At 69.4% G+C, this 26538-nt stretch carries 33 protein-coding genes; 13 read left to right on the top strand and 20 right to left on the bottom strand.

Features of this window, described 5'->3' with window-relative positions:
* Positions 1-8 precede the first annotated feature (8 nt).
* The 3 genes from ACQPYZ_RS09000 to ACQPYZ_RS08990 all read right to left on the bottom strand — a co-directional run bounded on the left by ACQPYZ_RS09000 (position 9) and on the right by ACQPYZ_RS08990 (position 2232).
* Positions 9-272 (bottom strand): hypothetical protein, encoded by a 264-nt coding sequence (locus ACQPYZ_RS09000; RefSeq protein WP_433166975.1) that lies wholly within the window; start codon positions 270-272, stop codon positions 9-11.
* 248 nt (positions 273-520) lie between these two features.
* Positions 521-1363, bottom strand: a complete 843-nt coding sequence (locus ACQPYZ_RS08995; RefSeq protein ID WP_433166974.1) for an ABC transporter permease — start codon at positions 1361-1363, stop codon at positions 521-523.
* Positions 1360-2232 carry an ABC transporter ATP-binding protein gene (locus ACQPYZ_RS08990; RefSeq protein WP_433166973.1) on the bottom strand — a complete coding sequence of 291 codons (873 nt, stop codon included), beginning with the start codon at positions 2230-2232 and terminating at the stop codon, positions 1360-1362. The genes ACQPYZ_RS08995 and ACQPYZ_RS08990 overlap by 4 nt, the downstream gene beginning before the upstream one ends.
* A gap of 180 nt (positions 2233-2412) precedes the next feature.
* On the opposite strand from ACQPYZ_RS08990, the gene ACQPYZ_RS08985 reads away from it, so the two are divergent.
* Positions 2413-3321: a MarR family transcriptional regulator gene (locus tag ACQPYZ_RS08985; RefSeq protein WP_433166972.1), complete on the top strand. Its 909-nt coding sequence runs from the start codon at positions 2413-2415 to the stop codon at positions 3319-3321.
* Here ACQPYZ_RS08985 and ACQPYZ_RS08980 read toward each other — a convergent pair.
* Together ACQPYZ_RS08980 and ACQPYZ_RS08975 are read right to left on the bottom strand one after the other, a co-directional pair.
* Positions 3314-4375 (bottom strand): NAD(P)-dependent oxidoreductase, encoded by a 1062-nt coding sequence (locus tag ACQPYZ_RS08980; RefSeq protein WP_433166971.1) that lies wholly within the window; start codon positions 4373-4375, stop codon positions 3314-3316. The two genes, ACQPYZ_RS08985 and ACQPYZ_RS08980, sit on opposite strands and share 8 nt — an antisense overlap.
* A 12-nt stretch (positions 4376-4387) precedes the next feature.
* On the bottom strand, positions 4388-5518 hold the full coding sequence (locus ACQPYZ_RS08975; protein ID WP_433166970.1) for a geranylgeranyl reductase family protein: 1131 nt from the start codon (positions 5516-5518) through the stop codon (positions 4388-4390).
* Between the two features lie 112 nt (positions 5519-5630).
* Here ACQPYZ_RS08975 and ACQPYZ_RS08970 point away from each other — a divergent pair, with 112 nt between their 5' ends.
* A complete protein-coding gene (locus tag ACQPYZ_RS08970; RefSeq protein ID WP_433166969.1) occupies positions 5631-7088 on the top strand; it encodes an alpha/beta hydrolase in 1458 nt (485 codons plus the stop codon).
* Here the strand turns inward: ACQPYZ_RS08970 and ACQPYZ_RS08965 are convergent.
* A complete protein-coding gene (locus ACQPYZ_RS08965) occupies positions 7085-7888 on the bottom strand; it encodes a hypothetical protein (RefSeq protein WP_433166968.1) in 804 nt (267 codons plus the stop codon). The genes ACQPYZ_RS08970 and ACQPYZ_RS08965 overlap by 4 nt on opposite strands.
* A 106-nt stretch (positions 7889-7994) precedes the next feature.
* On the opposite strand from ACQPYZ_RS08965, the gene ACQPYZ_RS08960 reads away from it, so the two are divergent.
* Complete coding sequence (locus ACQPYZ_RS08960) at positions 7995-8243, top strand: hypothetical protein (RefSeq protein ID WP_433166967.1); 249 nt, start codon at positions 7995-7997, stop codon at positions 8241-8243.
* Positions 8244-8289: 46 nt separating this feature from the next.
* Here the strand turns inward: ACQPYZ_RS08960 and ACQPYZ_RS08955 are convergent, their stop codons facing one another.
* From ACQPYZ_RS08955 to ACQPYZ_RS08940, 4 genes are all read right to left on the bottom strand, one after another.
* Entirely contained in the window at positions 8290-9024 is a 735-nt protein-coding gene (locus tag ACQPYZ_RS08955) for a SigB/SigF/SigG family RNA polymerase sigma factor (RefSeq protein WP_433166966.1), read from the bottom strand.
* A 190-nt stretch (positions 9025-9214) separates the two neighbouring features.
* Entirely contained in the window at positions 9215-9601 is a 387-nt protein-coding gene (locus ACQPYZ_RS08950; RefSeq protein WP_433166965.1) for a hypothetical protein, read from the bottom strand.
* Positions 9602-9615: 14 nt separating this feature from the next.
* Complete coding sequence (locus ACQPYZ_RS08945; protein ID WP_433166964.1) at positions 9616-10266, bottom strand: hypothetical protein; 651 nt, start codon at positions 10264-10266, stop codon at positions 9616-9618.
* A gap of 25 nt (positions 10267-10291) precedes the next feature.
* On the bottom strand, positions 10292-10768 hold the full coding sequence (locus ACQPYZ_RS08940) for an Hsp20/alpha crystallin family protein (protein ID WP_433166963.1): 477 nt from the start codon (positions 10766-10768) through the stop codon (positions 10292-10294).
* Positions 10769-10900: 132 nt separating this feature from the next.
* Between ACQPYZ_RS08940 and ACQPYZ_RS08935 the strand changes: the two genes are divergently transcribed.
* Together ACQPYZ_RS08935 and ACQPYZ_RS08930 are read left to right on the top strand one after the other, a co-directional pair.
* Positions 10901-11335 (top strand): SRPBCC family protein, encoded by a 435-nt coding sequence (locus tag ACQPYZ_RS08935; protein WP_433166962.1) that lies wholly within the window; start codon positions 10901-10903, stop codon positions 11333-11335.
* Between the two features lie 28 nt (positions 11336-11363).
* Positions 11364-12851, top strand: coding sequence for an FAD-dependent oxidoreductase (locus tag ACQPYZ_RS08930; protein ID WP_433166961.1), 1488 nt, complete (start codon positions 11364-11366; stop codon positions 12849-12851).
* A gap of 86 nt (positions 12852-12937) precedes the next feature.
* On the opposite strand, the gene ACQPYZ_RS08925 is transcribed toward ACQPYZ_RS08930, so the two are convergent.
* Positions 12938-13765 carry an SAM-dependent methyltransferase gene (locus ACQPYZ_RS08925; protein ID WP_433166960.1) on the bottom strand — a complete coding sequence of 276 codons (828 nt, stop codon included), beginning with the start codon at positions 13763-13765 and terminating at the stop codon, positions 12938-12940.
* A 509-nt stretch (positions 13766-14274) separates the two neighbouring features.
* Here ACQPYZ_RS08925 and ACQPYZ_RS08920 point away from each other — a divergent pair.
* Positions 14275-14508: a DUF397 domain-containing protein gene (locus ACQPYZ_RS08920; protein WP_433166959.1), complete on the top strand. Its 234-nt coding sequence runs from the start codon at positions 14275-14277 to the stop codon at positions 14506-14508.
* A 215-nt stretch (positions 14509-14723) separates the two neighbouring features.
* On the opposite strand, the gene ACQPYZ_RS08915 is transcribed toward ACQPYZ_RS08920, so the two are convergent.
* Together ACQPYZ_RS08915 and ACQPYZ_RS08910 are read right to left on the bottom strand one after the other, a co-directional pair.
* A complete protein-coding gene (locus tag ACQPYZ_RS08915) occupies positions 14724-14909 on the bottom strand; it encodes a hypothetical protein (protein WP_433166958.1) in 186 nt (61 codons plus the stop codon).
* Between the two features lie 29 nt (positions 14910-14938).
* On the bottom strand, positions 14939-15130 hold the full coding sequence (locus ACQPYZ_RS08910; RefSeq protein WP_433166957.1) for a hypothetical protein: 192 nt from the start codon (positions 15128-15130) through the stop codon (positions 14939-14941).
* 451 nt (positions 15131-15581) lie between these two features.
* On the opposite strand from ACQPYZ_RS08910, the gene ACQPYZ_RS08905 reads away from it, so the two are divergent.
* Positions 15582-16454, top strand: coding sequence for a helix-turn-helix domain-containing protein (locus ACQPYZ_RS08905; protein ID WP_433166956.1), 873 nt, complete (start codon positions 15582-15584; stop codon positions 16452-16454).
* Positions 16455-16475: 21 nt separating this feature from the next.
* Here the strand turns inward: ACQPYZ_RS08905 and ACQPYZ_RS08900 are convergent, their stop codons facing one another.
* Together ACQPYZ_RS08900 and ACQPYZ_RS08895 are read right to left on the bottom strand one after the other, a co-directional pair.
* The gene (locus ACQPYZ_RS08900; protein ID WP_433166955.1) at positions 16476-17012 is read right to left on the bottom strand and encodes a class IV adenylate cyclase; all 537 of its coding nucleotides are present in this window, start codon (positions 17010-17012) and stop codon (positions 16476-16478) included.
* A 337-nt stretch (positions 17013-17349) separates the two neighbouring features.
* Positions 17350-18219 (bottom strand): helix-turn-helix domain-containing protein, encoded by an 870-nt coding sequence (locus tag ACQPYZ_RS08895; protein ID WP_433166954.1) that lies wholly within the window; start codon positions 18217-18219, stop codon positions 17350-17352.
* Positions 18220-18366: 147 nt separating this feature from the next.
* Between ACQPYZ_RS08895 and ACQPYZ_RS08890 the strand changes: the two genes are divergently transcribed.
* Positions 18367-18708, top strand: coding sequence for a hypothetical protein (locus tag ACQPYZ_RS08890; RefSeq protein ID WP_433166953.1), 342 nt, complete (start codon positions 18367-18369; stop codon positions 18706-18708).
* Here ACQPYZ_RS08890 and ACQPYZ_RS08885 read toward each other — a convergent pair.
* Positions 18705-19331 (bottom strand): DUF2461 domain-containing protein, encoded by a 627-nt coding sequence (locus ACQPYZ_RS08885; RefSeq protein ID WP_433166952.1) that lies wholly within the window; start codon positions 19329-19331, stop codon positions 18705-18707. The genes ACQPYZ_RS08890 and ACQPYZ_RS08885 overlap by 4 nt on opposite strands.
* A 91-nt stretch (positions 19332-19422) precedes the next feature.
* Here ACQPYZ_RS08885 and ACQPYZ_RS08880 point away from each other — a divergent pair, with 91 nt between their 5' ends.
* Positions 19423-19980, top strand: coding sequence for a hemerythrin domain-containing protein (locus tag ACQPYZ_RS08880; protein ID WP_433166951.1), 558 nt, complete (start codon positions 19423-19425; stop codon positions 19978-19980).
* Between the two features lie 78 nt (positions 19981-20058).
* Here the strand turns inward: ACQPYZ_RS08880 and ACQPYZ_RS08875 are convergent, their stop codons facing one another.
* Both ACQPYZ_RS08875 and ACQPYZ_RS08870 read right to left on the bottom strand, forming a co-directional pair.
* The gene (locus ACQPYZ_RS08875) at positions 20059-21213 is read right to left on the bottom strand and encodes an epoxide hydrolase family protein (RefSeq protein WP_433166950.1); all 1155 of its coding nucleotides are present in this window, start codon (positions 21211-21213) and stop codon (positions 20059-20061) included.
* A gap of 10 nt (positions 21214-21223) precedes the next feature.
* The gene (locus ACQPYZ_RS08870; RefSeq protein WP_433166949.1) at positions 21224-21514 is read right to left on the bottom strand and encodes a hypothetical protein; all 291 of its coding nucleotides are present in this window, start codon (positions 21512-21514) and stop codon (positions 21224-21226) included.
* Positions 21515-21858: 344 nt separating this feature from the next.
* On the opposite strand from ACQPYZ_RS08870, the gene ACQPYZ_RS08865 reads away from it, so the two are divergent.
* Positions 21859-22176 carry an ArsR/SmtB family transcription factor gene (locus tag ACQPYZ_RS08865; RefSeq protein ID WP_433166948.1) on the top strand — a complete coding sequence of 106 codons (318 nt, stop codon included), beginning with the start codon at positions 21859-21861 and terminating at the stop codon, positions 22174-22176.
* A 92-nt stretch (positions 22177-22268) separates the two neighbouring features.
* Positions 22269-23213 (top strand): cation diffusion facilitator family transporter, encoded by a 945-nt coding sequence (locus ACQPYZ_RS08860; RefSeq protein WP_433166947.1) that lies wholly within the window; start codon positions 22269-22271, stop codon positions 23211-23213.
* Here the strand turns inward: ACQPYZ_RS08860 and ACQPYZ_RS08855 are convergent.
* Positions 23167-23679: a GNAT family N-acetyltransferase gene (locus tag ACQPYZ_RS08855; protein ID WP_433166946.1), complete on the bottom strand. Its 513-nt coding sequence runs from the start codon at positions 23677-23679 to the stop codon at positions 23167-23169. The two genes, ACQPYZ_RS08860 and ACQPYZ_RS08855, sit on opposite strands and share 47 nt — an antisense overlap.
* A 76-nt stretch (positions 23680-23755) precedes the next feature.
* Between ACQPYZ_RS08855 and ACQPYZ_RS08850 the strand changes: the two genes are divergently transcribed.
* The gene (locus ACQPYZ_RS08850; protein WP_433166945.1) at positions 23756-24043 is read left to right on the top strand and encodes a DUF1905 domain-containing protein; all 288 of its coding nucleotides are present in this window, start codon (positions 23756-23758) and stop codon (positions 24041-24043) included.
* A gap of 30 nt (positions 24044-24073) precedes the next feature.
* Here the strand turns inward: ACQPYZ_RS08850 and ACQPYZ_RS08845 are convergent, their stop codons facing one another.
* Positions 24074-25672: an ABC-F family ATP-binding cassette domain-containing protein gene (locus ACQPYZ_RS08845; RefSeq protein ID WP_433166944.1), complete on the bottom strand. Its 1599-nt coding sequence runs from the start codon at positions 25670-25672 to the stop codon at positions 24074-24076.
* A 180-nt stretch (positions 25673-25852) separates the two neighbouring features.
* Between ACQPYZ_RS08845 and ACQPYZ_RS08840 the strand changes: the two genes are divergently transcribed.
* Positions 25853-26536: a response regulator gene (locus tag ACQPYZ_RS08840; protein ID WP_433166943.1), complete on the top strand. Its 684-nt coding sequence runs from the start codon at positions 25853-25855 to the stop codon at positions 26534-26536.
* Positions 26537-26538: the final 2 nt, after the last annotated feature.

Here is a 26538-nt window from a genome sequence, read left to right as displayed (position 1 = left end):
AACCGGTCTCAGGAGCTGACGCGGGAACGGCGGTCGCGGACGGCGGCGACCGCGAAACCGGACAGCATCAGCGCGACCCCACCAATGCCGAGGACGACGACCACGTTGCCGCGGGTGTCCAGGCGCGGGTCGCACTGCATCGGCGTGATGCCCTTGTCCGGCTGGAACAGCGACCCGCAGTCGCGGCCCTCGACGGAGACCGGACGGATGGCGAACACCACCCCGGCGATCAGCAGGACCACACCCACCGCGCCGAGAACCTTGCTCAGCACTGCCCGTCTCGCTGTGCCGAAGACTCCGCCGGGCATCCCGCAAGGACCGACCACACCCGCCTGGTCAGACCTCGCATCTCACGCTCCTTGGTAGCCCGTAGGATTTGATCAAATCTAACGCGGCTAGCAGCGACTGCTGAAGCTTGTATCCCTCCCCGAGGCGAATCTTCACCCGTTTCTAACGATTAAGTGCCCCGGAGCGTTCAGTTTCGGACCAGCGAGCCCGGCGCGAGGTCCACCGGCACCCGTCAGGCGATCCGCCGGAGGGCGCGGTCGCGGCGTTCGGCGACCTTGGAGCCGGATTCGCGCCGGGCCATCCGGCGGAGTACGACGGGAGCGACCGCCAGCCCGATCACCGCCCAGGCCCCGAGGACAGCGGCCGTCTCCAGGTGCCGCCAGGACTCACCGACCTCGACCACGACCGCGCTGTCCGGCAGCAGGGCCGAACGCATGCCGAGACCCATCCAGTAGATCGGGCCGACCTGGCCGATCCACGCCAGCCAGTCCGGCAGCGCGGTGATCGGGTAGAAGATGCCGGAGATCGCGATCAGGCCGAGCACCGGCAACTGGATGAGCCCCTGGGCGCGGGCGGTGGTGAAGACCGAACCCAGGACCGCGCCGAGTGGCAGCGTCGCGACGACTCCGAGGAGCAGCACCCACAGCAACGTCAGCCACCCGCCGGCCGAGCCGAGAGCGAGCCCGTCCACGATGAGTAGACCCGGGATCAGCAGGATCGCCAGGTCGGCGAGCAGGCCGCCGGCCACCGAGACGACCTTGCCGACCAGGTAGCCCACCATCCCGTTCGGGGTCGCCTTGGCCCTGAGCAACGTGCCGTCCTCGCGGTCGGCGGTGAGTTGCTGGCTCATGCTGACCATGCCCATCGCCGCGTTCATCCCGAGGATGCTGGGCAACGCGAGCGCACCGAGCAGGAAGCCGGTCGAGCCGAAGTCCCGGTCCCGCAGGAAGAACAGCGCGACCAGCATGAGCATCGGCCAGAGGAAGTGGCTGAACAGCTCCGGCCCGTTGGTGAAGGACTGGCGCAACTCGATCAGGCCGCGGCTCCAGCCGGCCCGGACGGCGGCGGATCTCATCGCGCCGGCTCCTCTCCGCGCACCAGCGCGAGATAGGTGTCCTCGAGGGAGGCACGGCGTACTTCGAGCTCGCGGACGGCGTCGCCGTACTGCGTGAACAGGCCGCGGACGAACTCGGTCGCGTCTGCCGTCGACACCTGGAAGTGCCGACCGTCGACGCTCCAGCGCACCTCGTCCGCCGCCGCGATCAACCGGGTCAGCTCGGCCGGTGAACCGGCGGCGACGATCCGGCCATCGGTGAGGATCAGGATGCGATCGGCGAGCTTGCTCGCCTCGTCCAGGTCGTGGGTGGTCAGCAGGATCGTGGTCTCGTCCTCGGCCGCCAGCCGGGCGACCAGGTCGTGGAACTCCGACCGCGCCTGCGGATCGAAGCCGGTGGTCGGCTCGTCGAGGAACAGCACCTCGGGCCGGCCGACGATCCCGATCGCGACGTCGAGCCGGCGCCGCTGACCACCGGACAGGGTCCTGAGCTTCTGGTCCGCGTGCGCGGTGAGGCCGACCGCGGCCAGCAGGTCGGAGGTGTCCCAGGGCCGCTCGATCGTGCCGGTGGAGTACGGCGCGTAGTACGACCCGAGGTGGTGGAGCAGCTCACGGACCCGCCAGTTGCCGTGGTCGCGCCACGACTGCAGCACGATGCCGAGCCGCGACCGCCACCGCTCGTCGCCGTCCGCCGGATCGACGCCGAGCACCTCGGCGTGACCGCCCGACCGCAGCCGGAATCCTTCGAGGATCTCGATGGTCGTGCTCTTGCCCGCGCCGTTCGGGCCGAGCAGGGCGAGCACCTCGCCGCGCCGGGCCTCGAACGAGACGTCGTGCAGGACCTGCGTCGAGCCGTAGCGCATCCGCAGGCCGTCGACCGCCAGCACCATGGACGGCTCCCTTCGTTCATGAATTCCTGAAAGCTACGTTGCGTTCACCAACCGAGCAATCGATCTGACAGCCGATCGCCTGACAACACGCACGAATCATGGCAATCTGTGCAATGACACTGACTTCGAACGCAATCGCCTGTTGCAATGAGCTGACGGTGAACGCACCGAGGAGGTCCGATGCCGGGAGGCAGGCTGACGCACGAGGACCGGCGGGAGATCGCGGCCGGGCTGGCGGCCGGCCTTGGGTACGCCGAGATCGCGCGGCAGCTGGATCGGCCGACCTCGACCGTCAGCCGTGAGGTCGCCCGCAACGGCGGGGCGCACGGCTACCGCGCCGACCACGCGCACTACGCGACCACGTCCCGGGCCCGTCGCCGACGGACCGAGCCGCCGGAGGCCGAGTCAGGCCTCGACGACCAGGTGCGCGCGTTCGTCGAGCGCTTCGCGACGATGATGGTGGACGGCGGCCTGCCGCGGATGGCCTCGCGCGTCCTGGCCCTGCTGTACACGACCGACTCCCGCAGTCTCACCGCGGCCGATCTCGTCCGCGAGCTGCGGGTCTCCCCCGCGTCGGTCTCCAAGGCCGTCGGCTACCTCGAGCAGGTCGGCATGGTCCACCGCGAACCCGATCCGCGCCGCCGCCGGCAGCACTACGTCATCGCCGAGGACGTCTGGGTGCACGCCTGGAAGGTGAGCGCGCGCACCAACGTCAACTGGGCCGAAACCTCCGCCGAGGGCGCGGCTCTCCTCGGGCCGGGTACGTCGGCGGGCGAACGGCTGACCAGGATGGCCGAGTTCTTCCACCGGCTCGGCGAGGACATGTCCGGCGGTCCGGCGTTCGAGGTCATCGACGATGCCCTGACCGCACTCGCCGCGCTCCTGCACGCCGGCCGCCCGCTCACCGCGGATCAGCTCGCGACCGCGCTCGGCTGGGAGCCCGCTCGCCTCACGGAAGCCCTCGCGAACGCGACGAAGTACGCCGAGTACACCGACCCGGTCGTGCTCCACCAACCCACTCCGGACACCTACACGGCCGTCCCGGCTCCGGCCAGGCTCACACCCGAGCAGTTGGCCGCGCTCAGCTAGGTCCCGGATACGGGTGCATTCCGGCCGGAAACTCGTTGCCGTGGGCCACGAGCCAGCCGGCCGAGTCGACGATCAGCGCGGCGGTGACGTCGAAGGCGTTCAGGCTGTCGCCGTCCCCCGCCGCCAGGTTCGCCACGTGTCCGCCGGCGAACAGCAGGATCTCCCGCCCGCCGACCCGATGGCTGGTCACCCCCGGCAGCAGCTCCTTACCGTTGCCCAGGGCATCGAGATCGAGCTCGTCGGCGGAGTGGCCGGCGTTGACCAGCAGGCAGCCGTCCTTCAGGCCGGCGATCACCTCGGCCGAGACGGTCCCGGTCCGCCCGGTCGCGGTGACCACGATGTCGGCCCGGTCCCCGGCCAGGTCGACGACGTCGAACCCGTCGTACGACGCGATCAGTGCCCGGCCCGGATCGACCTCGGCGACCTGCACGATCGCACCGAGGCCGCGGGCCGTCCGGGCGAGTCCGGCACCGACTTCGCCGTACCCGACGACCAGGACGGCGAGGCCGTGCAGGGAGAGTTGTGTGCGAGCAGTCACCGTGTGCCAGGTGCTCGTGCCGACGGTGAACCGGTTGTGCAACTGGTTCTTCAGCGGTACGCCGTCCAGGTCGAAGACCGGGTAGGTCAGGGCGAGCTCGGCCACCCGGTTGAGGCCGGTGCGCGTCATCTCGAGGCCGGCCACGATCCCGCCGTACCCGCGGGCGGCGGCCTCGACGACGATGTCGCCGCCCATCTCGACCGTGTGCGTCGGCTCCCAGTCGACACAGGCGGCCGGGTCGGTGACCTCGATCCCCCAGGTCTCGACCAGCCGTTGCACATCGGCCCGGGTGGTCGCCGGATCGGCGGGATGCACGATGACCGCCGCCCCGGCCGACCGGTACGCCCGCAGGAACAGCGCCGACTTCAGATCGAGGTGCGCGGTCACCGCGAGCCGAACCGAGGTCAGGTCCGGCAGTCTCTCGGCGGCCGCGGCCGTCCGCCGCATCCATCGCCTCGCCCACGCGAGCCGCTGCTCGAGCTCGACCCCTTGCCATGCTGTCGTCGGAAGCTCCATCAGAGCACGATGTCACAGACCTCCGCGCGACGACCGGACGAGTGCGCGCAGCAGCCGTGGCGTGATCCGGCCGTCGGCGAGGCCGAGCTCGACCAGGTCGTCGAAGATCACCTGGTCGGCCGCGGCGGCACGGATCCCGGCGTCGAGGATCCGGCCGGAGCGGGTGAGCTGCGCGGTGAGGGCGGTGTGCCGGAGGTGCCGGCCTAGCAGGCGTCCGGCCCAGCGACGGTACGACGTACCCGCATCGCGACTGCCTCTGTGCAGGGCGTCGGCGGCCGCACGACCGGCCAGCAGACCGGTCGCGACGGCGTAGTAGATGCCTTCGCCGGTCATCGGGTTGATCAGCCCGGCGGCGTCACCGGCCAGCATCACCGGGCCGGAGCGCGGCCGCCAGGTCCAGCTCGACAACGGCAGGTGGTGACCCCACCAGGATATCCCACCGTCAGTGGCTCCGGGCAGCAGTTCGTCCAGGTGCCGGAGCAGTTCCGCGCGGGTCGGACGCGGGCGGCCGGCGGTCAGCTGTTCGCCGTACCCGACGTTCGACCAACCGTCGCCGCGGTCGAAGGACCAGGCGTACGACGGTTGCCGACCCGGCCCGTACGCGATCACCTGACTCGCCGCCCGCGCGCCCGGCGTCGGCGCGTACCCGCGGATCGCGAGGGCGACCGGCCCCGGCTCGACCCCGAGCTTCTTGCGTACGACGGAGTGCGCGCCGTCCGCGCCGACGACGAAGCGGGCGTGCAGATCGCCCTCGAGCGTGATCGCGTCCGTCGTGATCCGGAGGCCGCGGACGCGCCGGCGAACGAGCTGGGCGCCGGCGGTCTGGGCCGCGGCCGCGAGGCGCTGGTCGAAGACGGTCCGCGGGACCACCCAGTTCGGTCGGGCCATGTCCCGGTCGACGCCGGTCGCGCCCCGGGTCAGCGCGAACCGGCGTACCGGCGTCCAGTCGTCGACGATCCCGGTGACGCCGACCTCGGCCAGCAGATCGAAGACGTGCGGCGCGATCCCGTCCCCGCACGCCTTGTCCCGCGGGAAGTCGTGCCGGTCGATCAGCAGGACCGACAGCGTCGGATCGACCGTCAGCGCCCCGAGCGCCGCCGATGTCCCGGCCGGCCCGGCGCCGACCACCACCAGGTCCCACACAGCCCCAAGTCTCTCAGGTGGTAGCGCACACGCGACCCGAACGCGGGTCCCCGGTGCACTGTGCCGGCACGCCGCCGTCCATAGCGTCAGCAGTGACTTCGAGGAGGGACCGATGAAACTGCTACTGGTACTGGCGTTGCTGTCGGGTACGACGGCCGCCGCGGACGAGCCGCCCACGATTCGATGGCACCACTGTCAGCTCAACTCAGCCGACTCCGAAGGCGCCGAGCTGGACAAGGCCGGGGCGGAGTGCGGCGAGCTGAAGGTGCCGCTGGACTACACCCGGCCGAACGGGCCGCAGATCACCATCGCCATGTCGCGGCTCAAGGCGACCGGCGGCCGGATCGGCACGATGGTGCTGAACGACGGCGGTCCGGGCGGCCCCGGGCTGAGCATGCCGCTGCGGATGCGCGTGGCGATGAAGGAGGCCGGGTCGCGTTACGACCTGATCGGCCTGGATCCCCGGTTCGTCGGCCGCAGTACGCCGGTGGACTGCAAACTGCCGTCCGCCGGTTGGCCGTGGTCCGGCGGCGCCGACCGGTCGTCGTTCGTCCGGGCAACCATGCAGCAGGCCGACATCGCCGCGCGGTGTGCGGCCGAGGAAGGCTCCGTGCTGCGGTACGTCAGCACACGGAACACCGCCCGCGACATCGACCGGGTCCGCGAGGCCCTCGGCGAGAAGAAGATCTCGTACGTCGGCTACTCCTACGGCACCTACCTCGGCGCGGTCTACCTGCAACTGTTCCCCGGCCGCACGGATCGGGTCGTCCTGGACGGTCCGATGAACCCGTCGGCGTACGGTCCCCGCCTGCTGCGCGACGCCGGCCCGGCGAACGAGGCGGCGCTCCGCGACTGGGCGTCGTGGGCGGCCGCGCGGAACTCGACCTACCAGTTGGGAACGACGACCAGGCAGGTGCTGGCCAAGGTGGACCGGATCTACCAGGTGTCGGCCCGGAAGGGACTGCGGGTCGGCAAGCACACGCTCGACGACGGAGCCGTGCCGATGGTGCTGTTCGGGCCGTTGGCCGACGATCGCGACCCGGCCCGGGCGGCCTACAGCACGTTCGTGCAGACGTTGCTCAAGGCCACTAATGGTCCGGTGCAGCCGGGCCCGGAGCTCGCTGAGTTCCTCGACGCGCTGTTGACACCGGCGTTGTCGCAGCTCGTGAGTGGACAGACCGCGATCATCTGCGGGGATACGCCCGTACCGCGTGATCCGCAGGTGTACTGGCGGGACATCCAGAAGCACCGCCGCGCCGAGCCACACTTCGGTTCGCTCACCCGGATGGTCTCGCCCTGCGCCTTCTGGCCGGTCCAACCGCAGGAGCCGCCGACCCGGGTCGCGAACTCGGAGCCGGCCCTGATCATCGCGGCCGACGGTGACCCGCGCACGATCTACCCGTACGCCGCCGAACTGCAGAAGGGTCTGACCGCGGCCCGCCTGCTGACGCTGAAGAACGCCCGCAAGCACGGCATCTTCGGTGAGTACGGCAACAACTGTGTCGACAACCGGGTGGTCTCGTACCTCCTCAGCGGCCGTCTCCCGGCCACCGACCTCACCTGCCGCTAGGTCCCCGGCCTTCTGCCAGGCTTGGGTGTCCGGCGGGACGACGTACGGCGTAGTCGTGGGACCGAGCGATCGGCGTGGCCGGTGGACCCGGTCGAGGTGACCGGCCGGGCCTCGTCGAGGTCGACGATCTTCGGCGGCGGCGGGACGAAGATGTGGATCGTCTCGTCGTCGTCCGGAGTCGGTGTCTGGGCCGGCGGCGGTGGTGCCTGGACGGGAGCGGGCTTGGCGCGGGCGGCCGACTCCTTACTGACCCGCGGTTCGGGCGCCGCCACCCGGGCCGCGGCGACCGGGGGCCGAGCGGGCCGGCGCGGCAGCTTGGTCCGCAGCTCGAGGCCGAGCGCGTCAATCAGCTTGTGGCAGGCAACGATCGACAGGCCGACCGAGACCACGGTGCAGCCGGCAAACAACACGGCCTGTCCACCGGCGGCCCAGTTCGACGGGTCGGTCCGGCGCATCGCGGCGATCATCGCGACCACGACCGCGTTGGTGATGCCCAAGGCAACGGCCACCCCGACCGTGCGGTACAGCACCGCCCGCTCCAGGCCGACGTCGTCGGCCGCGGCGACCAGGCCGGCGATCAGCCCGGCCAGCACCGGCACCGTATACACCAGCGCGAGCGCGAGACCGGGGCTCGCGACCAGGTAGAACACGTCGAAGACGAGCGCGGTGCCGGTCAGCGCGGCCGCGAAGCACACCACCATCGGCGGGTACGACCGCACGATGGCGACCGCGTCCGCGGGCACCGTCCTGATCATCCGCAACGCCAGCACCACCGACTCCGACTCCGTCCCTTCGCTCAACCCCATTGTGCAGGTATCCCGCACCGACAGTGACATCCGGACACACCTTAGGGTCGGAGGAATGCGTGACCGAAGGTCTTGTCTACGGTGGGATCTCCGCCAGCGTATGGGCCGCGGCCGCGCCGGTGCGCAGGCTCTCCTACTCGAGCCGGTCCGGCACCTCAGCGGGATGGTGTCAGGCGGGCTCGGCTACACCGACCTCGGCGACGGCCGGGTCCTCGGCGAGCCGGCGCGGGAGTTCATGCTCGCGATCGACGTCGAGTTCGGCACTCAGTTGACCGGGGCAACTGATGTCGACGACGTGCGCCGGTTGCAGGACGACCTCGGCATTGCCGGAGCTGTGCTGACGCTCTGACTCCGGCAACGCCGAGGTGTGTGCCTCCGCGGAAGCTGGGAGGGACCTACGCGGCGGCGGGGAGGGGGCTGAGCTTGGCTCGGAGGTCGTCCAGGATCTTGCGCAGGACGCGGGAGACCTGCATCTGGCTGACCCCGATGTCGCGGCCGATCTCGGACTGCGTCCAGCCCTCGACGAACCGCAACTGGAGGATCCGGCGCTCACGCGGCCCGAGCTCCTCCAGCACCGGCTGAAGCATCTCGACCGTCTCCAGCTGGTCGATGCTGCCGTCCTCGTCGTCGGCCACCACGTCGGCCAGGGTGAGGTCGGCGTCGGCGTCGGACGGCCGGTCGAGGGACAGCACGTTGAAACAGCCCTTGGCGGCCATGGCCTGCTCGACCTCGGTGACCTCGACGCCCAGGTGCGCCGCGATCTCGGCCGGGGTCGGCTCGCGGTTGAGCTGCTGCTCGAGCTCCGGCAGCTTGGCCGCGATCGTGCCTTGCATCTCCTGCAGCCGGCGCGGGATCCGGACGGTCCACGCACAGTCGCGGAAGTAGCGTTTCACCTCGCCCCGGATGGTCGGGATGGCGAACCCGATGAACGGGGTGTCGGCGTCGAGCCGGTAGTGATGTGCGGCTTTCACCAGGCCCAGATACGCGACCTGTTCGAGATCGTCGGCCTCGGCGCCCCGGCCGCGGAAGCGGCGCGCGATTCCGCGGGCCATCTCGATGTTGAGCTCGACGACCTCTTCGAGCAGTCGTTGCCGCTCGGCTTCGTCGGTGCTGGCAGCCCTGCGTTCCATCAACTCGCGGGTGGCTGCTTCTCTCGCGGCCCGATCGGCCGCGGTGGAACAGTGAACAGGAACCTGATCGGTGACGCTGCTGGTAACCATTGGGTATGACCTCGCGACTCTTAGTCACGGCGTGGCACGTATCTGGACCACGGTCATGCCTGCCTCTAGCCCGTACCCACCTGGGCAGAAGTCATGCGCCCTAAACGCGCGCGAGTCTGCGTTCGGTGGTTCCCGACGGCTCGGCGGTGTCGCCGGGCGCCGGGTCGAGGAGCCGGATCGCGGTGCCGGTGCGGTCGGCGAAGACGGCGTACCGGCCGAGTGGACTGTCCGCCGGGCTGAGCAGCCAGTCCAGGTCGCGATGGTCCTCGAAGAAGGTGTCGATATCGCCCACGTCGTACACCCCGCCGACCCCGAGCGCGCCCTCGGCGGGATCCCGCACCAGGGCGATCGTCGGGCGGTGGCCGCGCGCCCCGAGCAGGGCGGTGTCGTCACTCGGCCAGGCGATCGGCTCCAGGCCGAGCCCGCGGTAGTAGTCGACACTGGCTTCGAGATGTTCGACCGGGCGGAGCTCGAACAGCAGTTTCATTCACGGTCTCCTTGTCAGCGGTGGCGGTTCTGACCGGATCTGCGCGCCTCGTCGGTGCGCGCGCCGATCTCGGAGATACGGCCGGCCAGGCCCGGGTGGTCCCGGGTGAGCTGCTCGCCGGCGGCGGCGAGCGGCCCGAGCAGCGCGGCCGAGTCGTTGTTGCCCAGGGCATCGTGTACGGCGTCGACGCTGGCCTGGGCCCGTCCGTCGAGACCGTCGAGCGCCGCGACCTGACCGGCCAGCCGACGGAGGTCGGCGGCGTTGTCCCGGGCCCAGACGGCGACCGCACGGTCACCGGCGCGCTGGTCCCGGGCCGCCTGCACCCGCTGCTCGCCGTTCAGCTCCGGCTGGCTCGCGCGCGGGTTGAGCCGCAGGTAGCGCCGTTCGGCCGCCTGCCGGCTGGTGACGCCGAGCGCCGGCGCGAGCTGGATCCAGCTGATCCCGGCGGCCCGCGCCGCCTCGATCAGCCGCGGCTCCCAGTCGCCGAGGCGTTCCCGTAGTTCGCGCAGGACGACGAGTGCCTCCAGGACGTCGTCGGCGCCGGAACCGTCGCGGGAAGCGTCCTCCGCCCCCGGCACGTTCGGGGCGGAGGGCAGCTTCCCCAGCACGTCCACCAGGAACTCGAGCGCCGCCGCCGGAGTGCGGGCGTCGGGGTCAGGCTGCATCGGGTCTCCTGGTGTCCGGATGATGTCAGGCGTCGATCTGCCGGGAGTCGTCGACGGTCTCGCCGGTGACCGCCGTACTGCCGGTCTCGCGGCTGGTGATCGAGATCTTGCGCGGCTTGGCCTGCGCCGCGACCGGGATCCTCAGCGTCAGGACGCCGTTCTCGTAGGACGCGTCGATCCGCTCCGCGTCGAGGGTGTCGCCGAGGAACAGCTGTCGCGAGAAGACGCCGAGCGGCCGCTCGGCGACCTGCATCTCGACGCCCTCACCGACCGCGACCGGACGGCGCTCGGCCTTCACGGTCAGCACGTTCCGCTCGACGTCGAGGTCGATCGCGTCCGGGGTCACCCCGGGCAGGTCGAACACGATCACGTAGTCGTCACCGGAGCGGTAGGCGTCCATCGGCATCGGGCTCGGCCGCGACCACGTCCCCGGCGACACCGCGCCGGTCAACTGCTGGGCCAGCCGGTCGAACTCCCGGAACGGGTCAGTGCGCATCAACATCGTTTCCACCTCCAGGTCGTCGACAAGTTCCGCTGTCAACACGCAGGTACAGAGATAGCATGTCATCAATCCGTTGACAAGCCCTTGGTCATCACTTCGTTGACAGTGCATCTTCCTGGGTACCGGCGCCGCATGACCGAGAACGAGTGGCTGATCCGGGCCCCGGTGGCCGACGTGTTCGAGATCCTGACCGACGGGTGGACGTACGCCGCCTGGGTCGTCGGGGCCTCCCGGGTGCGGGACGTCGAGGAGGGGTTCCCGCAACCAGGTCACAGCCTGCACCACTCGGTCGGCGTCTGGCCGCTGGTGATCGACGACAGTACGACGGTCCTGCAGTACGAACCGCTGCGCTTCCTGCAACTGCGGGTCCGGGCCTGGCCGACCGGCGAGGGCCAGGTGGAGTTCGTCGCCACCGACAAGGACGGCGACTGCCACCTGGTCATGCGCGAGACGGCGGTCAAGGGGCCGGCGGCCGCGATCCCGGAGAACGTGATCGCTCCGGTGCTGAAGGCCCGCAACCACGAGACGCTGCGCCGGCTGGCGCTGCTGGCCGAGGGGCAGCGCTGAGATCGTCCCGGGCGGGTACCGGCAGACCATGACGACGCAAGGTTCTGTGTGGCTGGCGACCGCGACGCTTCCGCAGTACGACGGGATCCGCGCGGACAAGCACGCCGACGTGGTCGTGGTCGGCGGCGGCGTGATCGGGCTGACCACCGCGCTCTACCTCCAGGAGGGGGGTGCGGACGTCATCCTCCTGGAGGCCGGCCGGATCGGTGCCCGGACCAGCGGCAACACCACCGGCAAGGTCACGTCGCAGCACAGCGCGATCTACGCGAACCTGCTCGATCGGCACGGCGCGAGCAAGGCCGGTCTGTACGCGACCGCCAACCAGGCCGCCGTCGACGAGGTCGCCGCCCTGGTGGACCGCTTCGGCATCGAGTGTGAACTGACCCGGACCCCGGCGTTCGTCTACTCGACCACCTCGGAGTCCCCGTTGCGACGCGAGGCAGACGTCGCCGCCGCGCTCGGACTACCGGCACGCTTCGTCGATCCGGAGGAGGTCGGCCTACCGCTGAAGGCCGCCGAGGCCGTGCGGTTCGACGAGCAGATCCAACTACATCCGGCCCAGTACCTGGCCGGCCTCGCTGCTGCGTTCACCCAGGCCGGGGGCCGGATCTTCGAGAACAGCCGGGTGACCGAGCTCGACACCGATCACGACGTCCAGGCGGTCACCGCCCAGGGCCCGCTCGTCCGTGCGAACCATGCGGTGGTCGCAACGCTGTTGCCGATCGGCCTCACCGGCGGGTACTTCGCCCGGACGCGGCCGAGCCGGTCGTGCGGGATCGCCGTACACCTGCCCGTCGAAGCGCCGGCCGGGATGGCCATCTCGGTCGACTCACCGGTCCGTTCCACCCGTCCTTGGCCGGGCGGCGGGCCCAACGGGCTGATCGTGGTCGGCAGTGACGAGGACGGCGACGCCGAGTCGACGTACCAGGGGCTGGTGGACTGGGTCGGTTCGGCGTGGGACTTTGCGGCCGAGCCGGAGTACCGCTGGTCGGCCCACGACTACGGCACGCCCGACCTGCTCCCGTTCGTCGGCAAAGCACCGGGGACGCCGCTGCTGGTGGCCACCGGCATGAGCAAGTGGGGACTGAGCAACGGAACGGTTGCCGCCGGCATCCTCCGCGACCTGGTCCTCGACCGGGAGAACCCGGCCGCCGGCGCGTACGACGCCGGTCGCATCGGTGACGTGCAGGCGGTGGCGAAGCTGGTCAAGGACAACCTGCACGTCGGCAAGGAGTTCGCAGCCGGTCACCTGGGCCGGCTGAAGGGCGGAGTCGACCATCTCGAGGTCGGCCAGGGCGGGCTGCTCACCCAGGACGACGGCGGCACGGTCGGCGCGTACCGGGACCACGACGGCACGCTGCACACTGTCGATCCCGTCTGCACCCACCTCGGCTGCCCGCTGCACTGGAACCAGGCCGACACGACCTGGGACTGCGACTGCCACGGCTCCCGCTTCACCTACACCGGCGAGGTCCTCGACGGCCCGACGACCAAGCCGCTCACTTCACCGCAGTGAGTTCCTGACCAGCGATCGGCTGCGGCGCAGAGGAAAGGCGCGCACCCCAGCGTTCCGGGGTGCGCGCCTTTGTGCGCCGGCTGCGGTTAGCTCTTCTTGGCGATGCCCGCCATCAGGATCCGCTGCCACGGCTGCAGCTCCTCGACGGAGGGCACGTCGGCGTCGGGGTCCTCCGGGAACCAACGGGCCAGGAAGTCCAGGCCCGGCGGGATGAGCGGCAGACCGAGGAAGTGCTGCTCGATCCGCTCCGGGGTCCGTATCCAGCCGTTGCCAAGGCTCTCCAGGCCGGCCCGCTCGATCCCCTTCTGCAGCGGCTCGCCGGTGTCGACGAAGTCGGTGATGAACAGGTAGCTGCCCGGGGCGAGCGCGTTCATCAGCGTGCGGACCCACTCGTCCGGCTTCTCGTCGTCGTGGAAGTGCATGTGGATGCCGACGACCATCAGCGCGATCGGGCGGCTGAAGTCCAGGTGGTTCTTGATCTCCTCGTTGTCGAGGATCTCCTGCGGCCGGCGCAGGTCCGCGGTCACCACGATGGTGCTGTTGTTGGTCGCGAGCAGCGCGCGGCCGTGCGCGAGCACGATCGGGTCGTTGTCGACGTACGCGACCCTGGCGTCGGGGTTGATCTCCTGCGCCGCCTCGTGGGTGTTCTTCTGCGTCGGCAGGCCGCTGCCGATGTCGAGGAACTGGTCGATCCCCGCCCTGCGGGCCAGGTACTGCACGCCCTTCACCAGGGCCTGCCGGTTCTCGATCGCACAGCGACCGGCGTCCGGCACGTACTTCAGGTAGAGCGCCGCGCCTTCCCGGTCGGCGGCGAAGTTGTCCTTGCCACCGAGCAGAGCGTCGTAGACGCGGGCGATGGTCGGTTGGGAAGTGTCGAACTCCGGATTCGGGTCCGGAGTGCCGGAAGTCGCCATCGGCGCAGCCTTCGTGTCGGGGGGAATCTTGTACGTCATCGTAGGGCAGTTGCGGACCTCTCGAACCACTGGTTCGCCCCTGCGGGAGTGTCGACTTTCCAACTCCTCCCCATTGCCTGATCCCTCAACCACACAAGCCTTTCCAGCGCCCCACACGTCCTGACAAACCCACTCACTGGGCAGACCTCACTGCCAGCTTCTCCTCTCTTCCTTGGCTCACCTCTTCCGTGGCTCACCTTGGACCCGGTGCCGGCGAGCGAGCGGGCGAAATGGCAGCTGGATATCCCGGTCCGGCCGTCCGATCCACCGGACCGTGGGGAGGTTTGCCGCACTCGCGGGGAGATCGCCCTGCTCCGGAGACGGTCACGTCCGGCGATGACTCTGCGGTGATCACCGGCAAGTCGAACACTCGCAGTAACGAAGCGGACACATCGGCCACAAACGTGTACGATGCAAATGCAAGGCCAAATGCACGTGCATATGCCAAAGACGTACGGAAGGTGCAGCTGATGACTGCGATCTACAACGGCATGCCCGGCGACTCGGTGAACGAGCTGATCTGGCGTAAGAGCCAGCGCAGCGGCCCCAGCGGCAACTGCGTCGAGGTGGCGAAGCTTCCGGACGGCGGCGTGGCGATGAGGAACTCGCGCTACACCGCCGGCCCGGCACTGGTGTTCACCAAGGCCGAGATCGAGGCGTTCCTCGGTGGCGTTCACGACGGCGAGTTCGACAACCTCGTCTGACGAACCGGAAACGAGAGGCCCCTTCGCCAGGCGAGTGGCGAAGGGGCCTCTTCTTGTCTGTGCCGCGTCGTCTCCACACCACCGCGGTGACTGTACGACGACGAGCGGCGGGGTCCTGCGGACGCGCCTGACGTCACCCACCCGGCGTCGTACACACAGCGAAGGCCGACCCTCCGGCGAGGGTCGGCCTTGATGTTTCCCGGGGCGGGAGAGGACTACTGGACGGTGAGCGGCCAGAGCTGCTCGCTCGGCAGCTCCGATGCGCTGCCGCCGGCCGAATTGTCCACGGTGATTCGCAATCCGGTGAACTTCGGCGTCATCACCCGCTGGTACCGCGAGGCGCGGTCGGGCTCGGCGACGTACTCGGCGATCAGGTGGTCTCCCAGCCAGATCCGCACCATCTTTCGGCCTCCTGCTGCTCTGTCGGTGGTCATGGGGCCAGGCTCACGATCGGGTCGCCGTCGAGTTGGCGGACGCCGCGCAACCAGCCCTCGAAGGCCCAGCGCTGTTGCTCCGGGCAACGCGCAACCAGTTCCTGGATCTCCCGCTCGGTCAGCTCGTCCGGCGCGCGTCCGCTGGTGTCGGCGGTGTGCTCGGCTGCCTCACTGTCGTCGTCGTTCATCGACTCGGGTTCCCCAACCAGTCGTGCCGGCGCTTGCGCCGCCGGCGGTCTGTAGGACCGGCCTGCCGGATCACGCGATGTCACGTTTCGCGAGATTCAGCTCACCTTCTGTGCATGAAGCAATCATGGCGTCGGCACGCTGCGAATGCAAGCGCCCGATGCACGTGCATCCGCACGTTTTCCAGTTCGTGACCCGAAAACCTGGTTTTCCGCCTGCGAACCACCCCTCTGCGAGACTCTGAACGGTGTTCGAACGGGCTCGACGGCCGGATTTTGTCCTGACATAGTCATGGAGACTGGCTGGTCCGCTACTACACTGAGTTACCGGACCGCGATCGGCTGATGCCTTATGTAAGAACTCCGGCAGATTGCCGGTCGTCCGTGCGATGATGTCTCCCTGCGGAATGATGTCACCGCTGATCTGAGCTGCTGGGGGCCGTGGGAGGTGGGTGTGACCGAGTCGGGCGCGCAGAGCGGGCCGACCGCGCTGCGCATCATTCTCGGAGCGCACCTGCGCCGGATGCGGGAGGCGGCCGGGATCAGCCGCTCCGACGCCGGGTGGGAGATCCGTTCGTCGGAGTCGAAGGTCAGCCGGATGGAGCTTGGCCGCGTCGGCTTCAAGGAGCGCGACGTCAGCGACCTGCTGACGCTCTACGGCCTGGACGACGGCGAGGAGCGCGAGCGACTGCTGTCGCTGGCCCGGGACGCGAACAACCCCGGTTGGTGGCACCGCTTCGGCGACGTACTCCCCAGCTGGTTCCACTCCTACCTGGACCTCGAGTCCGCCGCACAGCTGATCCGTACCTATGAGCTGCAATTCGTCCCGGGTCTGTTGCAGACGCCGGAGTACGTGCGCGCCGTCGTCCAGCTCGGCCGCGGCCTGATCCCGGCCGAGGAGGTCGAACGCCGGGTCGCGCTGCGGGTCAACCGCCAGGAGATCCTCACCCGGCCCGACCCGGTCCGCCTGTGGGCCGTCGTCGACGAGTCGGTCCTGCGCCGGCCGATCGGCGGCGTCAAGTCGATGCGGCTCCAGCTGGAGCACCTGCTCGAGATGACCCACCTGCCGAACCTCACGCTCCAGGTGATGGAGTTCGAGGGCGGCGGCCACGCCGCGACCGGCGGCGCCTACAGCATCCTGCGTTTCCCCGAGCAGGACCTGCCCGACATCGTCTACATCGAGCACCTCACCAGTGCCCTCTACCTCGACAAGATCGAGGACCTGGACCGCTACACCGCCACCATGGAAGCCCTCTGCGTAGCCGCCCCTCCCCCCAACAAAACCCGAGACATCATCGCCCGAATCCTCCGCTCCTACGACGACTGACCCAGCGCCCGCCGACCTCGATCACCCCGGAAACACGAGCTCCGGGATCGCGGTCAGATCGATGCCGTAGCGGGCGTACACGTTGACCGTGTTCTCACCGGTGAGCTCGTCCTCGGCGATGCCCAGTTCGTCGGCGACCCGCACGACATGCTCCTGGGAGTGCCCCTCGATCTCCAGGTACGGCGGAATCAGCGGCCACGAATCGATCTCCAACTGAGCACCGCCGAACTCGAAGCTCGCCCGCCGATTCTCCTGGTACGACTTGGCCCGGAACCCGATCCGCCCCAAGATCTCGTCGGCGGCCTCGAAGCCGCTCACCACCACCTCGGTCTCCGACGTCCCGTCGATCCCGTCATGAGCGATTTCCTTCACGGTCAACGTCACCGCCGAGCCGTCGTCCCGCAGCCGAATCCATCGCGACTCGTCCCCCGCGCGGACGTCGTACACATAACGCCGCATCAGCCGCTCCCCCACCGATCGCCCACCCAGCCGCAGGATCCGTTCCGCCATCTCGTGTGGTTCGACGTCCAGCACCTTCGCTTCGAACTCGATCGGCATTCAGCTCTCCCTCGACGATTCCCGACGCGTGGTCGCGAACCACCGTTCTACGGCACGCGCAGATCTGCGCGGTGGAAAGCGGGACGGACACGGGCGCAGGGGTCCAGCATGTCCGCCCCGCTGCTCGGTGCGTGCTGTCTGGAAGACGAGCACGCAACGAACGTACGTAAATCGACGACGCCCGCACCAGATGAATCTGAATGGCTGATGAGGGCGATCGGCAAGGCGTACAGGCATCGCGCTGCACCTGGACGTCCAGGAAATGCGAGGCTGTGGACAACGGAGGCGCACGGTGCGGCACAGGAAGGGACGGCTCGCGATGAACCGGTGGACCTGCCTATTGAGCGATCAGCGTGGCGATCAAGGTAGTCGAGTCGCGTGGGCTCAGGGCCCTGGCGCGTAGGTGGTCGAACACGAAGCTGTATCGGTCGACTTCGGCCTCAGTTTCCAGAAAGAGATCTCCTGACAACCTCTCCTCGTAGATGAGGTCGGGTGTTGTGCCGCCGAAGACGAGCCGGACAAAGGATCCCTGCATCCCGGGATAGGCGCCCTTGCTGAACGGCATGACCTGCAGGGTCACGTTCGGTCGTTCGCTCATCTCCAGCAGCTTGCCGAGTTGGGCACGGAGGATGGCGGGACTGCCCACCTCTCGCCGGAGCGCAGCCTCGTCGACCACCGCCCAGTACTGCAGCGGATCGCCGGCCTCTCGCTTCCGTGTCAGGATGGCTTGCCGCTCCATCCGCATCTGGACCCGCCGTTCGATGCCGTCCGGCTCCATCGGCAGACCGTCGACCATGGTCGCCCGAGCGTACTCCTCGGTCTGCAGAAGTCCTGGAACGAAGAGTGACTCGTAATTCTGTGCAGCCTTCGCGTCGGACTCGAAGCTGATGAACGCGGCGTAGCCCTCGGGCAGTTCGGAATGGTATTGGCGGTACTGGCGGAGCCAGTTCGGGTACTTCGCTCCCCTGGTCAGCTCGATGAGCTCGAGCCGGCGCGAGTCGGGTACGCCGTACAGGTCGAACAGCGTTTCGAGGGTGCCGTTGTGGGGCTTGGCGTGGCCTTTCTCGATTCGCCAGAGGGTTCCTTGATTGACGCCGGTCTGTTCCTGGACCTGCTCGCGGGTGAGTTTGGCTTCGGCGCGGAGGGCTTTCAGTTCGGCGGCGAGACGGCGGAGTCGGACGGTCGGAGGGCCGGGCGGTCTCGGCACTGTCCACAACCTCTCGTTTTGGGCTCCGCAACGGTACCCATCTCATGCGATGGGGGTGTCTGGTGTCGGCAATGCTGCTCGACAAGGGGTCGGCATGTACCGAGATTCGTATGGTACAGCTGCCGCTACGCTCCGTACGGTCGTTTCATGACAGATGCGACGGTTCTGCATTGCTACGTGAACGAATCGTTCGTGAGCCGGATCTGGGACTGGAACGAGACCAGCGACGCTCTGGCCGATGCGGCGCGACAGGCCGGGTTTCGGCCGGGTTGCATCGTCGTGGAGGAGCAGGCTGCGCACGACGGAATGCCCAGCGGGTTGAAGACTCTCGTTCGGGCGGCGCTCGAGACTCCGGGGACGGTCGCAGTCGCCGTCCCGCACTTGGGTCACCTGATGGTGCACGGTGATCCCTACGGCTGGCGTGCCTTCGTCGAGCGCGTCACCGGACGGCCGCTCGTCGTCCTTCGCGAAACCCGATGTCCGACCTAGCTGTTGTCGGTTAGCCAGGTGAGGAGGGGTTTGGTGGCTTGCCAGTCGTGGCGGATGTGGGTGGTGAGGGCGGGGGTGTGGATGACGGGTTCGAAGCCGTAGGACTTGCCGACCGTCAGGGACTTGTGGCGGAGGAGTTCGATGCGGGGGTGGGTGGCGTCGTAGCCGCGGGGGCTGGTTTTCAGGCGGTCGCCGCCGACGGTCCAGCCGGCGGCGGTGAGGTCGGCCAGGAGGCGTTCGAGTTGCTTGCCGCGGCGGTCGTCGTCGATCGCCGCACGCAGCCGGCCGAGTCGTTCCGCGCTCGCCTCGTAGAAGCCGGCGCCGACGCGGACGCCGGGTGCGGAGATCTGCACGTACCACCCGGTCGACGGCGCGACGTCGATGAACGCGCCCTGATGGGTCTTGTACGGCGTCTTGTCGCGGGCGAACCGGACGTCGCGGTACGGCCGGAAGAGCTTCGCCGTCCCGAACTCCTCCTCGAGCTCCGCCAGCAGTGCCGTCATCGGCGCCCGGACCGACTCCTCGTAGACGTGCTTGTTCGCCGTCCAGAACGACTTGGTGTTGTCCATCTCGAGGTCGTCGTAGAAGTCCAGCGCGGCGGCCGGGAACCCGGTGAAGCTCATGCGGCCCACGATAGTTCGACCTCGAATGAGTCGTTACCTCGCGGGTACCGGGGGCGGGCCCATCACCCCGGCCACCTCGAAAGGACGTGACATGCCCGCGGACGTTGTCGATCTGATCATGCAGGACCACCGTGAGGTCGAACGACTGTTCGACGAGCTGAAGGACAGCCCGGAGAAGCGCCCGAACCTGTTGCCCGTGCTCACCACCCTGCTCACCGCGCACAGCCGCGCCGAGGAGGCGGAGGTCTACCCGGTCGCGGCCGCCGAGGCCGGCGAGAAGGACGAGGTCTCGCACAGCCAGCAGGAGCACATCGAGGCCGACCAGTTGCTGGCCAAGCTGGCGAGCACCGATCCGACGTCGGCCGAGTTCGACACCGTGCTGCAGAACCTGATCGACGCCGTGTCGCACCACGTCGAGGAAGAGGAGACGAAGGTGCTGCCGGGGATGCGTTCCAACCTCTCGGACGAGCGCCTCGCGCAGCTCGGTGACGCGTTCGTTGCCAGCCGCAAGCAGCACCTCGGCGAGCAGCCCGGTGACATGACCCGGGAGCAGCTGGCGCAGCAGGCGAGCAACGCCGACATCTCCGGTACGTCGGGGCTGAGCAAGGACGCGCTGAAGAAGAAGGTGGAGAAGGAAGCCGAGAGCTGACCCCGGACAGGTGCGCCGGCCATTACCTGGCGCAGGCCGGCGCACCGCTTCAGTCCAAGCTCACGCTTCGGTCCAAACTCACTTCAGGCTTTTGAAGAACGCGCGCACGTCCTCGACCAGCAGCTCAGGTTGCTCGAGCGCGGCGAAGTGACCGCCGTGCGGGTGGCTCGTCCAGCGGACGATGTTGTCGGTGCCCGCGACCCGGTGACGCAACGGGATGAAGTTGTCATGGGCAAGGTCCAGCAGAGCCGTCGGCGTGGTCGACGGCTCCGGCGGCCGGCCCCAGTACGGCGCATGCGCCCGCTCGTAGTAGATCCGGGCCGCGGATCCCGCCGTACCGGTGAGCCAGTAGAGCATCACGTTGGTCAGCAGCAGGTCGCGGTCAATGACGCTCGCAGGGTCGGTCCACTCGGCGAACTTCTCGGCGATCCAGGCCAACTGGCCGACCGGTGAGTCGGTGAGCGCGTAGGCCAGCGTCTGCGGTCGGGTCGACTGCAGGTCGGCGTATCCTTGCCGCTCCTTCAGCCATTCCTGGTGACGTCGCCAGGACGCCCAGGTGCGTTCGCGCTCGGCGACGTCCAGCGGCTCCAGCTCGGTTGCCGTCGGCTCGGATGTTGCGCCACCGCCGGGGATGAGGTTGAGGTGTACGCCGATCACGCGGGCGTCGATCCGCCCGACCTCACGGGAGATCCCGGCGCCCCAGTCGCCGCCTTGGACGCCGTACCGCTGGTAACCGAGGCGGGTCATCAGTTCGGTCCAGGCGCGGGCGACGCGGGTGAACTCCCAGCCGGTCTCGCGGGTCGGCCCGGACAGGCCGAACCCCGGGATGCTCGGGATGACCAGGTGGAAGGCGTCGGCCGGGTCGCCGCCGTACGCGCGCGGATCGGACAGCGGGCCGGCGACGTCCACGAACTCGACGAGCGAGCCCGGCCAGCCGTGGGTGAGGATCAGCGGGGTCGCGTCCGGCTCGGGTGAGCGGAGGTGGGCGAAGTGCACGGTCGTACCGTCGATCACGGTGGTGTACTGCGGCCATTCGTTCAGCCGCTCCTCGGCCTGCCGCCAGTCGTACTGGTGCCGCCAGTAGGCGGTCAGCTCCTGCAGATACGCCTTCGGTACGCCGTACGCCCAGCCGACACCTGGTAGCTCGTCCGGCCAGCGCGTCAGGTCGAGCCGGGTCCGCAGGGCGGCCAACTCGCTCTCCGGCACGTCCAGCCGGAACGGTTCGATGCTCATCGAGCAGGCTTCAGGCGTGCGCCTTGTCGCGGACGACCTTCACGGCCGCCGCGGCGATCAGGCAGAGCACGCCCGCGCTGATCACGATCGTCACCAAGGTGCCGGCGCCGTTCAGCGCGTTGTCGCACGCCATCGGGGTGATGCCCGCGGCCGGCCGGAACGCCGAACCGCAGTCGGTGCCGCCGGCCGAGACCGACCGGAAGCCGAGCGCCACCCCGCCGAGCAGGACGACCACTCCGGCGATGGCGAGAACCTTGTTCAGCGTCGTCACGACGATCCCGGCGCCGAGTTGCCTGGGCATGCCGACGGCACGCCCCGTGATCCCCGTTGCACTTCGTTCACTCCTGACCTCGACTGACCACCCCGATCGAACTTACGGTCCGGCACCGGATGATCCACACCCGGCCAGGCGGTCAGCACCGATTCTTCACACAGTCCTTACGCACACCACGACCAATCGTGACGATCGTCTCAAACACCCCCGTGACCCCGATCACGCACCCCGAAACGCACCGAGCGACGTTGCCGCGCGGGAGGGGAAGGGATTAGGTTTGATGTATGAAGAGTTCTGCAGATGTGCAGAGTCTGGATGGGTGCCGGGTGCGGCTGGTGGATCCTGAGCGGGTGGCCAGTGTGAATGCCAGGATGCCTGCTGAGGAGGACGTGGTCGACACGGCTGACGTGTTCGGCCTGTTGGGGGATCCTCGTCGGCTGAAGCTGCTGGTGGCGTTGCTCGACGGGGAGCTCTGCGTCTGCGATCTGGCCGCGGTCACCGGGATGAGCGAGTCCGCGACCTCACATGCTCTGCGGCTGCTGCGGGCGCACCGGGTGGTCGCCGTACGGCGGGACGGCCGGATGGCGTACTACCGCCTGGACGACGCGCACGTGCGGATGCTGGTCGACCTGGCCGTCGCGCACACCGAACACACCGACGCCATCCATCCCGAGCGGTCGGACGCATGACGGCCGGCACCGGGCACGCACCCGGCTCCGAGCCCCGAGAACGGGACGGACAAGGGCATGGTCATGGTCATGGACATGGGCACGGTCATGGAGTGAGTGCCGAGGCCGACCGGAGGTTGCTGAGCGGGGCGCTCGCGCTGATCGTCGGGTTCATGGCGGCCGAGGTGGTCGTCGGGATCGCGGCCGGTTCGCTCGCGCTGATCACCGATGCCGCGCACATGCTGACCGACGCGATCGCGATCGTGCTCGCGCTGATCGCGATCCGGCTGGCCGCCCGTCCGCCGGCGGGCGGGTTCACGTACGGCCTGAAGCGGGTCGAGATCCTGTCCGCGCAGGCGAACGGCATCACCCTGCTGCTGCTCGCGGCGTACTTCGTCTACGAGGCGATCGCCCGGATAATCCATCCGCCCGAGGTCAAGGGTGGGCTCGTGCTGATCACCGGTGTCGTCGGCATCGTGGTGAACCTGATCGCCACCTGGCTGATCAGCAAGGCGAACCGCACCAGCCTGAACGTCGAGGGCGCGTTCCAGCACATCCTGAACGATCTGTTCGCGTTCATCGCCACCGCGATCGCGGGTCTGGTCGTCCTGCTCACCGGCTTCGCCCGCGCCGACGCCATCGCCGCGCTGGTCGTGGCCGCGCTGATGCTGAAGGCGGGGATCTCCCTGGTCCACGACTCCGGCCGGATCTTCCTCGAGGCGGCACCGGCCGGGGTCGACCCGCAGGCGCTCGGTGCCGAGCTGTGCGCGATCGACGGCGTGGTCGAGGTGCACGACCTGCACGTCTGGGAGATCACCTCCGGTGAGCCGGCCGCGTCCGCCCACGTCCTGGTCGCGGAGGGGCTCGACTGCCACCAGATCCGGGTCCGGATCGAGGCCCTACTGGCCGAGCGGCACGGGCTCACGCACTCGACCCTCCAGGTCGACCACGCGACCGGCGACGAGGTCGACGCGCACTGTTCCGATGCCCACGGCACCGTTCACCGGTCGATCACAGCCGCTGGACGAGGACCTGACCCGGCCATTCCGAACCATTGACCGGTACGGCGAACGCCACGTCCCGCGTGAAGCCCTGCTGCTCGTAGTACCGGATCAGCGCGCCGTCTCCCCCGGCGAAACAGTCGACCCGTAGCATCCCGACTCCGGCCGCGCGCGCCAGCGAGCGGGCGTGGTCGAGCAACGCCGCGCCGATCCCTTGGCCGGACGACGCCCGGTCCGTCACCAGGAGACGCACGTACAGCTCGGGCTCGGTCGCGGGCGGCACGTAGGGCATCGCCGTACCCACGGCCAGCGCACCAACCACCCGCCCGTCGTCCTCGGCCAGCCACAACCCGCCGTCGTCGGCGAAGCCGGTGATCTGCTCGATCCGCCGCGGATTCGCCGAGTGCGGCTCCGTACCCCACTGGTCGCTCCGTCCCCGGGCCACCAGCCACGCGGTCGCCCCGTCCAGCAACGCCAGCACGTCGGGTACGGCGGAGTGCCCCGCCTGACGAAATCTGATCACCGATCAACAATAGATGTCGAAATCCGGTGATCGGTCTCTACCAATAGGTGAAGGCACACCCCGAGAGGAGCTCACCATGACCAAGAAGACCGGCAGGCTGGACGCGACGTTCACCGCGCCGCTGCGGAAGAGCGAGGCGAAAGGCGGCTGGACCTACGTGCAGATGCCCGGGTCGGCGGAGTACTTCGGCACCCGCGGCCTGGTGAAGGTCCGCGGCACGATGGACGGGCACCCGTTCGAGAGCTCGTTCATGGCGCTCGGCGACGGCACCCACAAGCTCCCGGTGAAGGGCGCCCTCCGCGACCTGATCGGCAAGGAGCCCGGCGAGGAGGTCACCGTCCACCTCCAGGAACGGCTCGGCTGACCCACCTGCGGGGTGGGTCAGCCGTGCCGGTCAGGCGAGGGACACCAGGTCGAGGTAGTCGTCGGTCCAGAGGTCCTCGGTGGCGTCCGGGAGGATCAGCACCCGGTCGGGGCGGAGGGCCTCGATCGCGCCTTCGTCGTGGGTGACCATGACGATCGCGCCCGGGTAGCTGCCGACCGCGCCGAGGACCTCGTCCCGCGAGGCCGGGTCCAGGTTGTTCGTCGGCTCGTCCAGGAGCAGCACGTTGGCGCCGGAGTGGACCAGCCCGGCCAGCGCCAGGCGGGTCTTCTCGCCGCCGGACAGCACGTGGGCCGGCTTCTCCGCGTCGTCACCGCTGAACAGGAACGAGCCGAGCACGTTCCGGACCTCGCCGTCGGTGAGTCCGGGCGCGACCGACGCCAGGTTCTGCCGGACGGTGCCGGCCAGGTCCAGCGTGTCGTGCTCCTGGGCGAAGTACCCCAGCCGCAGGCCGTGACCGTGGACGACCCGGCCCGCGTCCGGGACCTCGCGACCCGCGAGCAGCCGCAGCAGCGTGGTCTTGCCGGCACCGTTCAGCCCGAGGATCACGACCCGGCTCCCCCGGTCAACGGCCAGGTCGACGCCGTCCAGCACCTGCAGGCCGCCGTACGCCTTCTTCAGGCCGACAGCGCTGAGCGGGGTCTTCCCGGACGGCGCCGGCTCGGGCAGCCGGATGCGGGCCACCCGGGCGGTCCGCCGGACCGGCTCGAGATCGGCGAGCAGCCTGTCCGCGCGCCGCGCCATGTTGCGTGCGGCAACGGCCGTGTTGGCGCCGGCCTGCATCTTCGCCGCCTGGGCGTGCAGGACCGCGGCCTTGCGTTCGGCTGTGCTGCGCTCGCGGGTCCGGCGGCGCTCGTCGAGCTCGAGCTGTTCGAGGTACTTCGACCAGCCGGTGTTGTGTACGTCGATCGTCGCCCGCTGCGGATCCAGGTGGAACACCCGGTTGACCGTTGCCGCCAGCAACTCACGGTCGTGGCTGATGACGACCAGGCCACCCGGGTAGCCGAGCAGGAACTGCCGCAGCCACAGGACCGAGTCGGCGTCCAGGTGGTTGGTCGGCTCGTCGAGCAGCAGGGTGTCGTGCTGCGCGAACAGGATCCGGGCCAGCTCGACCCGGCGCCGCTGACCGCCGGACAGCTCGCCGACGGGTTGATCGAGCGCGTGGGCGGGCAGGCCGACCCCGGCCGCGAGCCGGGCCGCCTCGGCCTCGGCCGCGTACCCGCCGCCGGCCTGGAACTGCGCCTCCGCCCGCGCGTACGCCGCCATCGCGCGCTCCTGGGCGTCGCCGACGGCCGTGCTCATCGCGGCCTCGGCCGCGCGGAGGTTGCTGACGGCAACGTCCAGCCCGCGGGCCGACAGGATGCGGGTGGTGACGGTCAGCCGCGGGTCGGCGGCCCGCGGGTCCTGGGGCAGGTAGCCGACCGAGCCGGCCACCGTGATCGAGCCCGCTGCCGGGCGGTCCTCGCCGGCCAGCGTCTTCATCAGGGTGGTCTTGCCGGCACCGTTGCGGCCGACGAGCCCGACGCGGTCGCCCGGGCCGAGGTTGAACGAGACGCCGGACAGCAGCAGGTGGGCGCCGACGCGAACATCTACACCGCGAACGGTGATCATGGTTACTCTCCGTGGTAGCTGGTGGACGCACTTCTGGTGGGGAAGCGGGTCCGCAGCTAGACACAGAGGCAAGTAGCCATGCCTCCAGAGTAGGAGACCACCGGAGAGCGACCAACCGATTTATCCGGCGGCCCGCCCGCGCCACCGGCGGATAAGCCCGCGGTAGGCGACACTGGACCGGTGGCACACAGCCTGTTGTTGGTCGACGACGAGCCGCGCATCCGGCGGGTACTGCGGCTCGCCCTGGAGGACGAGGGATACCAGATCGCCGAGGCGGCGAACGGGTACGACGCCCTGGCCGCGCTGCGCCGGGAGCCGCCGGACGTCGTGCTGCTGGACGTGATGCTGCCCGACCGCGACGGCTTCACGGTCTGCCGCGAGATCCGCCGTACCAGCGACGTGCCGGTGATCATGGTGACCGCGCGGACCGACAGCCACGACGTGGTCACCGGGCTCGAGGCCGGCGCCGACGACTACGTCACCAAACCGCTGGTGGCCAAGGAGTTGTCGGCCCGCATCCGGGCGCTGCTGCGGCGGGTGGAGCCGGCCAATTCCCGGCACGCGGACGTGCTCGTGGTCGGGGAGCTGCGGATCGACGTCGGCTGTGCCGAGGTGACCCGCGGTGAGACCGTGCTGCCGCTCACCCGGACGGAATTCAAGCTGCTCGCCGAGCTGGCCGGTGCCGAGGGCAAGGTGCTCAGCCGCGAGCAGCTGCTGTCGAAGGTCTGGGGCTACGGGTACTTCGGCGACAGCCGGATCGTCGACGTCCATGTCCGCCGGCTGCGGGTGAAGATCGAGCACGACCCGGCCAGCCCGAAGTACCTGGTCACCGCCCGCGGTCTGGGCTACCGACTGGTGAGCTGACC

This window comes from Kribbella sp. CA-247076 (genome assembly GCF_050942445.1).
Classification (GTDB): domain Bacteria; phylum Actinomycetota; class Actinomycetes; order Propionibacteriales; family Kribbellaceae; genus Kribbella.
The sequence above is the reverse complement of the archived record's forward strand: the minus strand, read 5'-3'. Positions and strand labels throughout refer to the sequence as shown.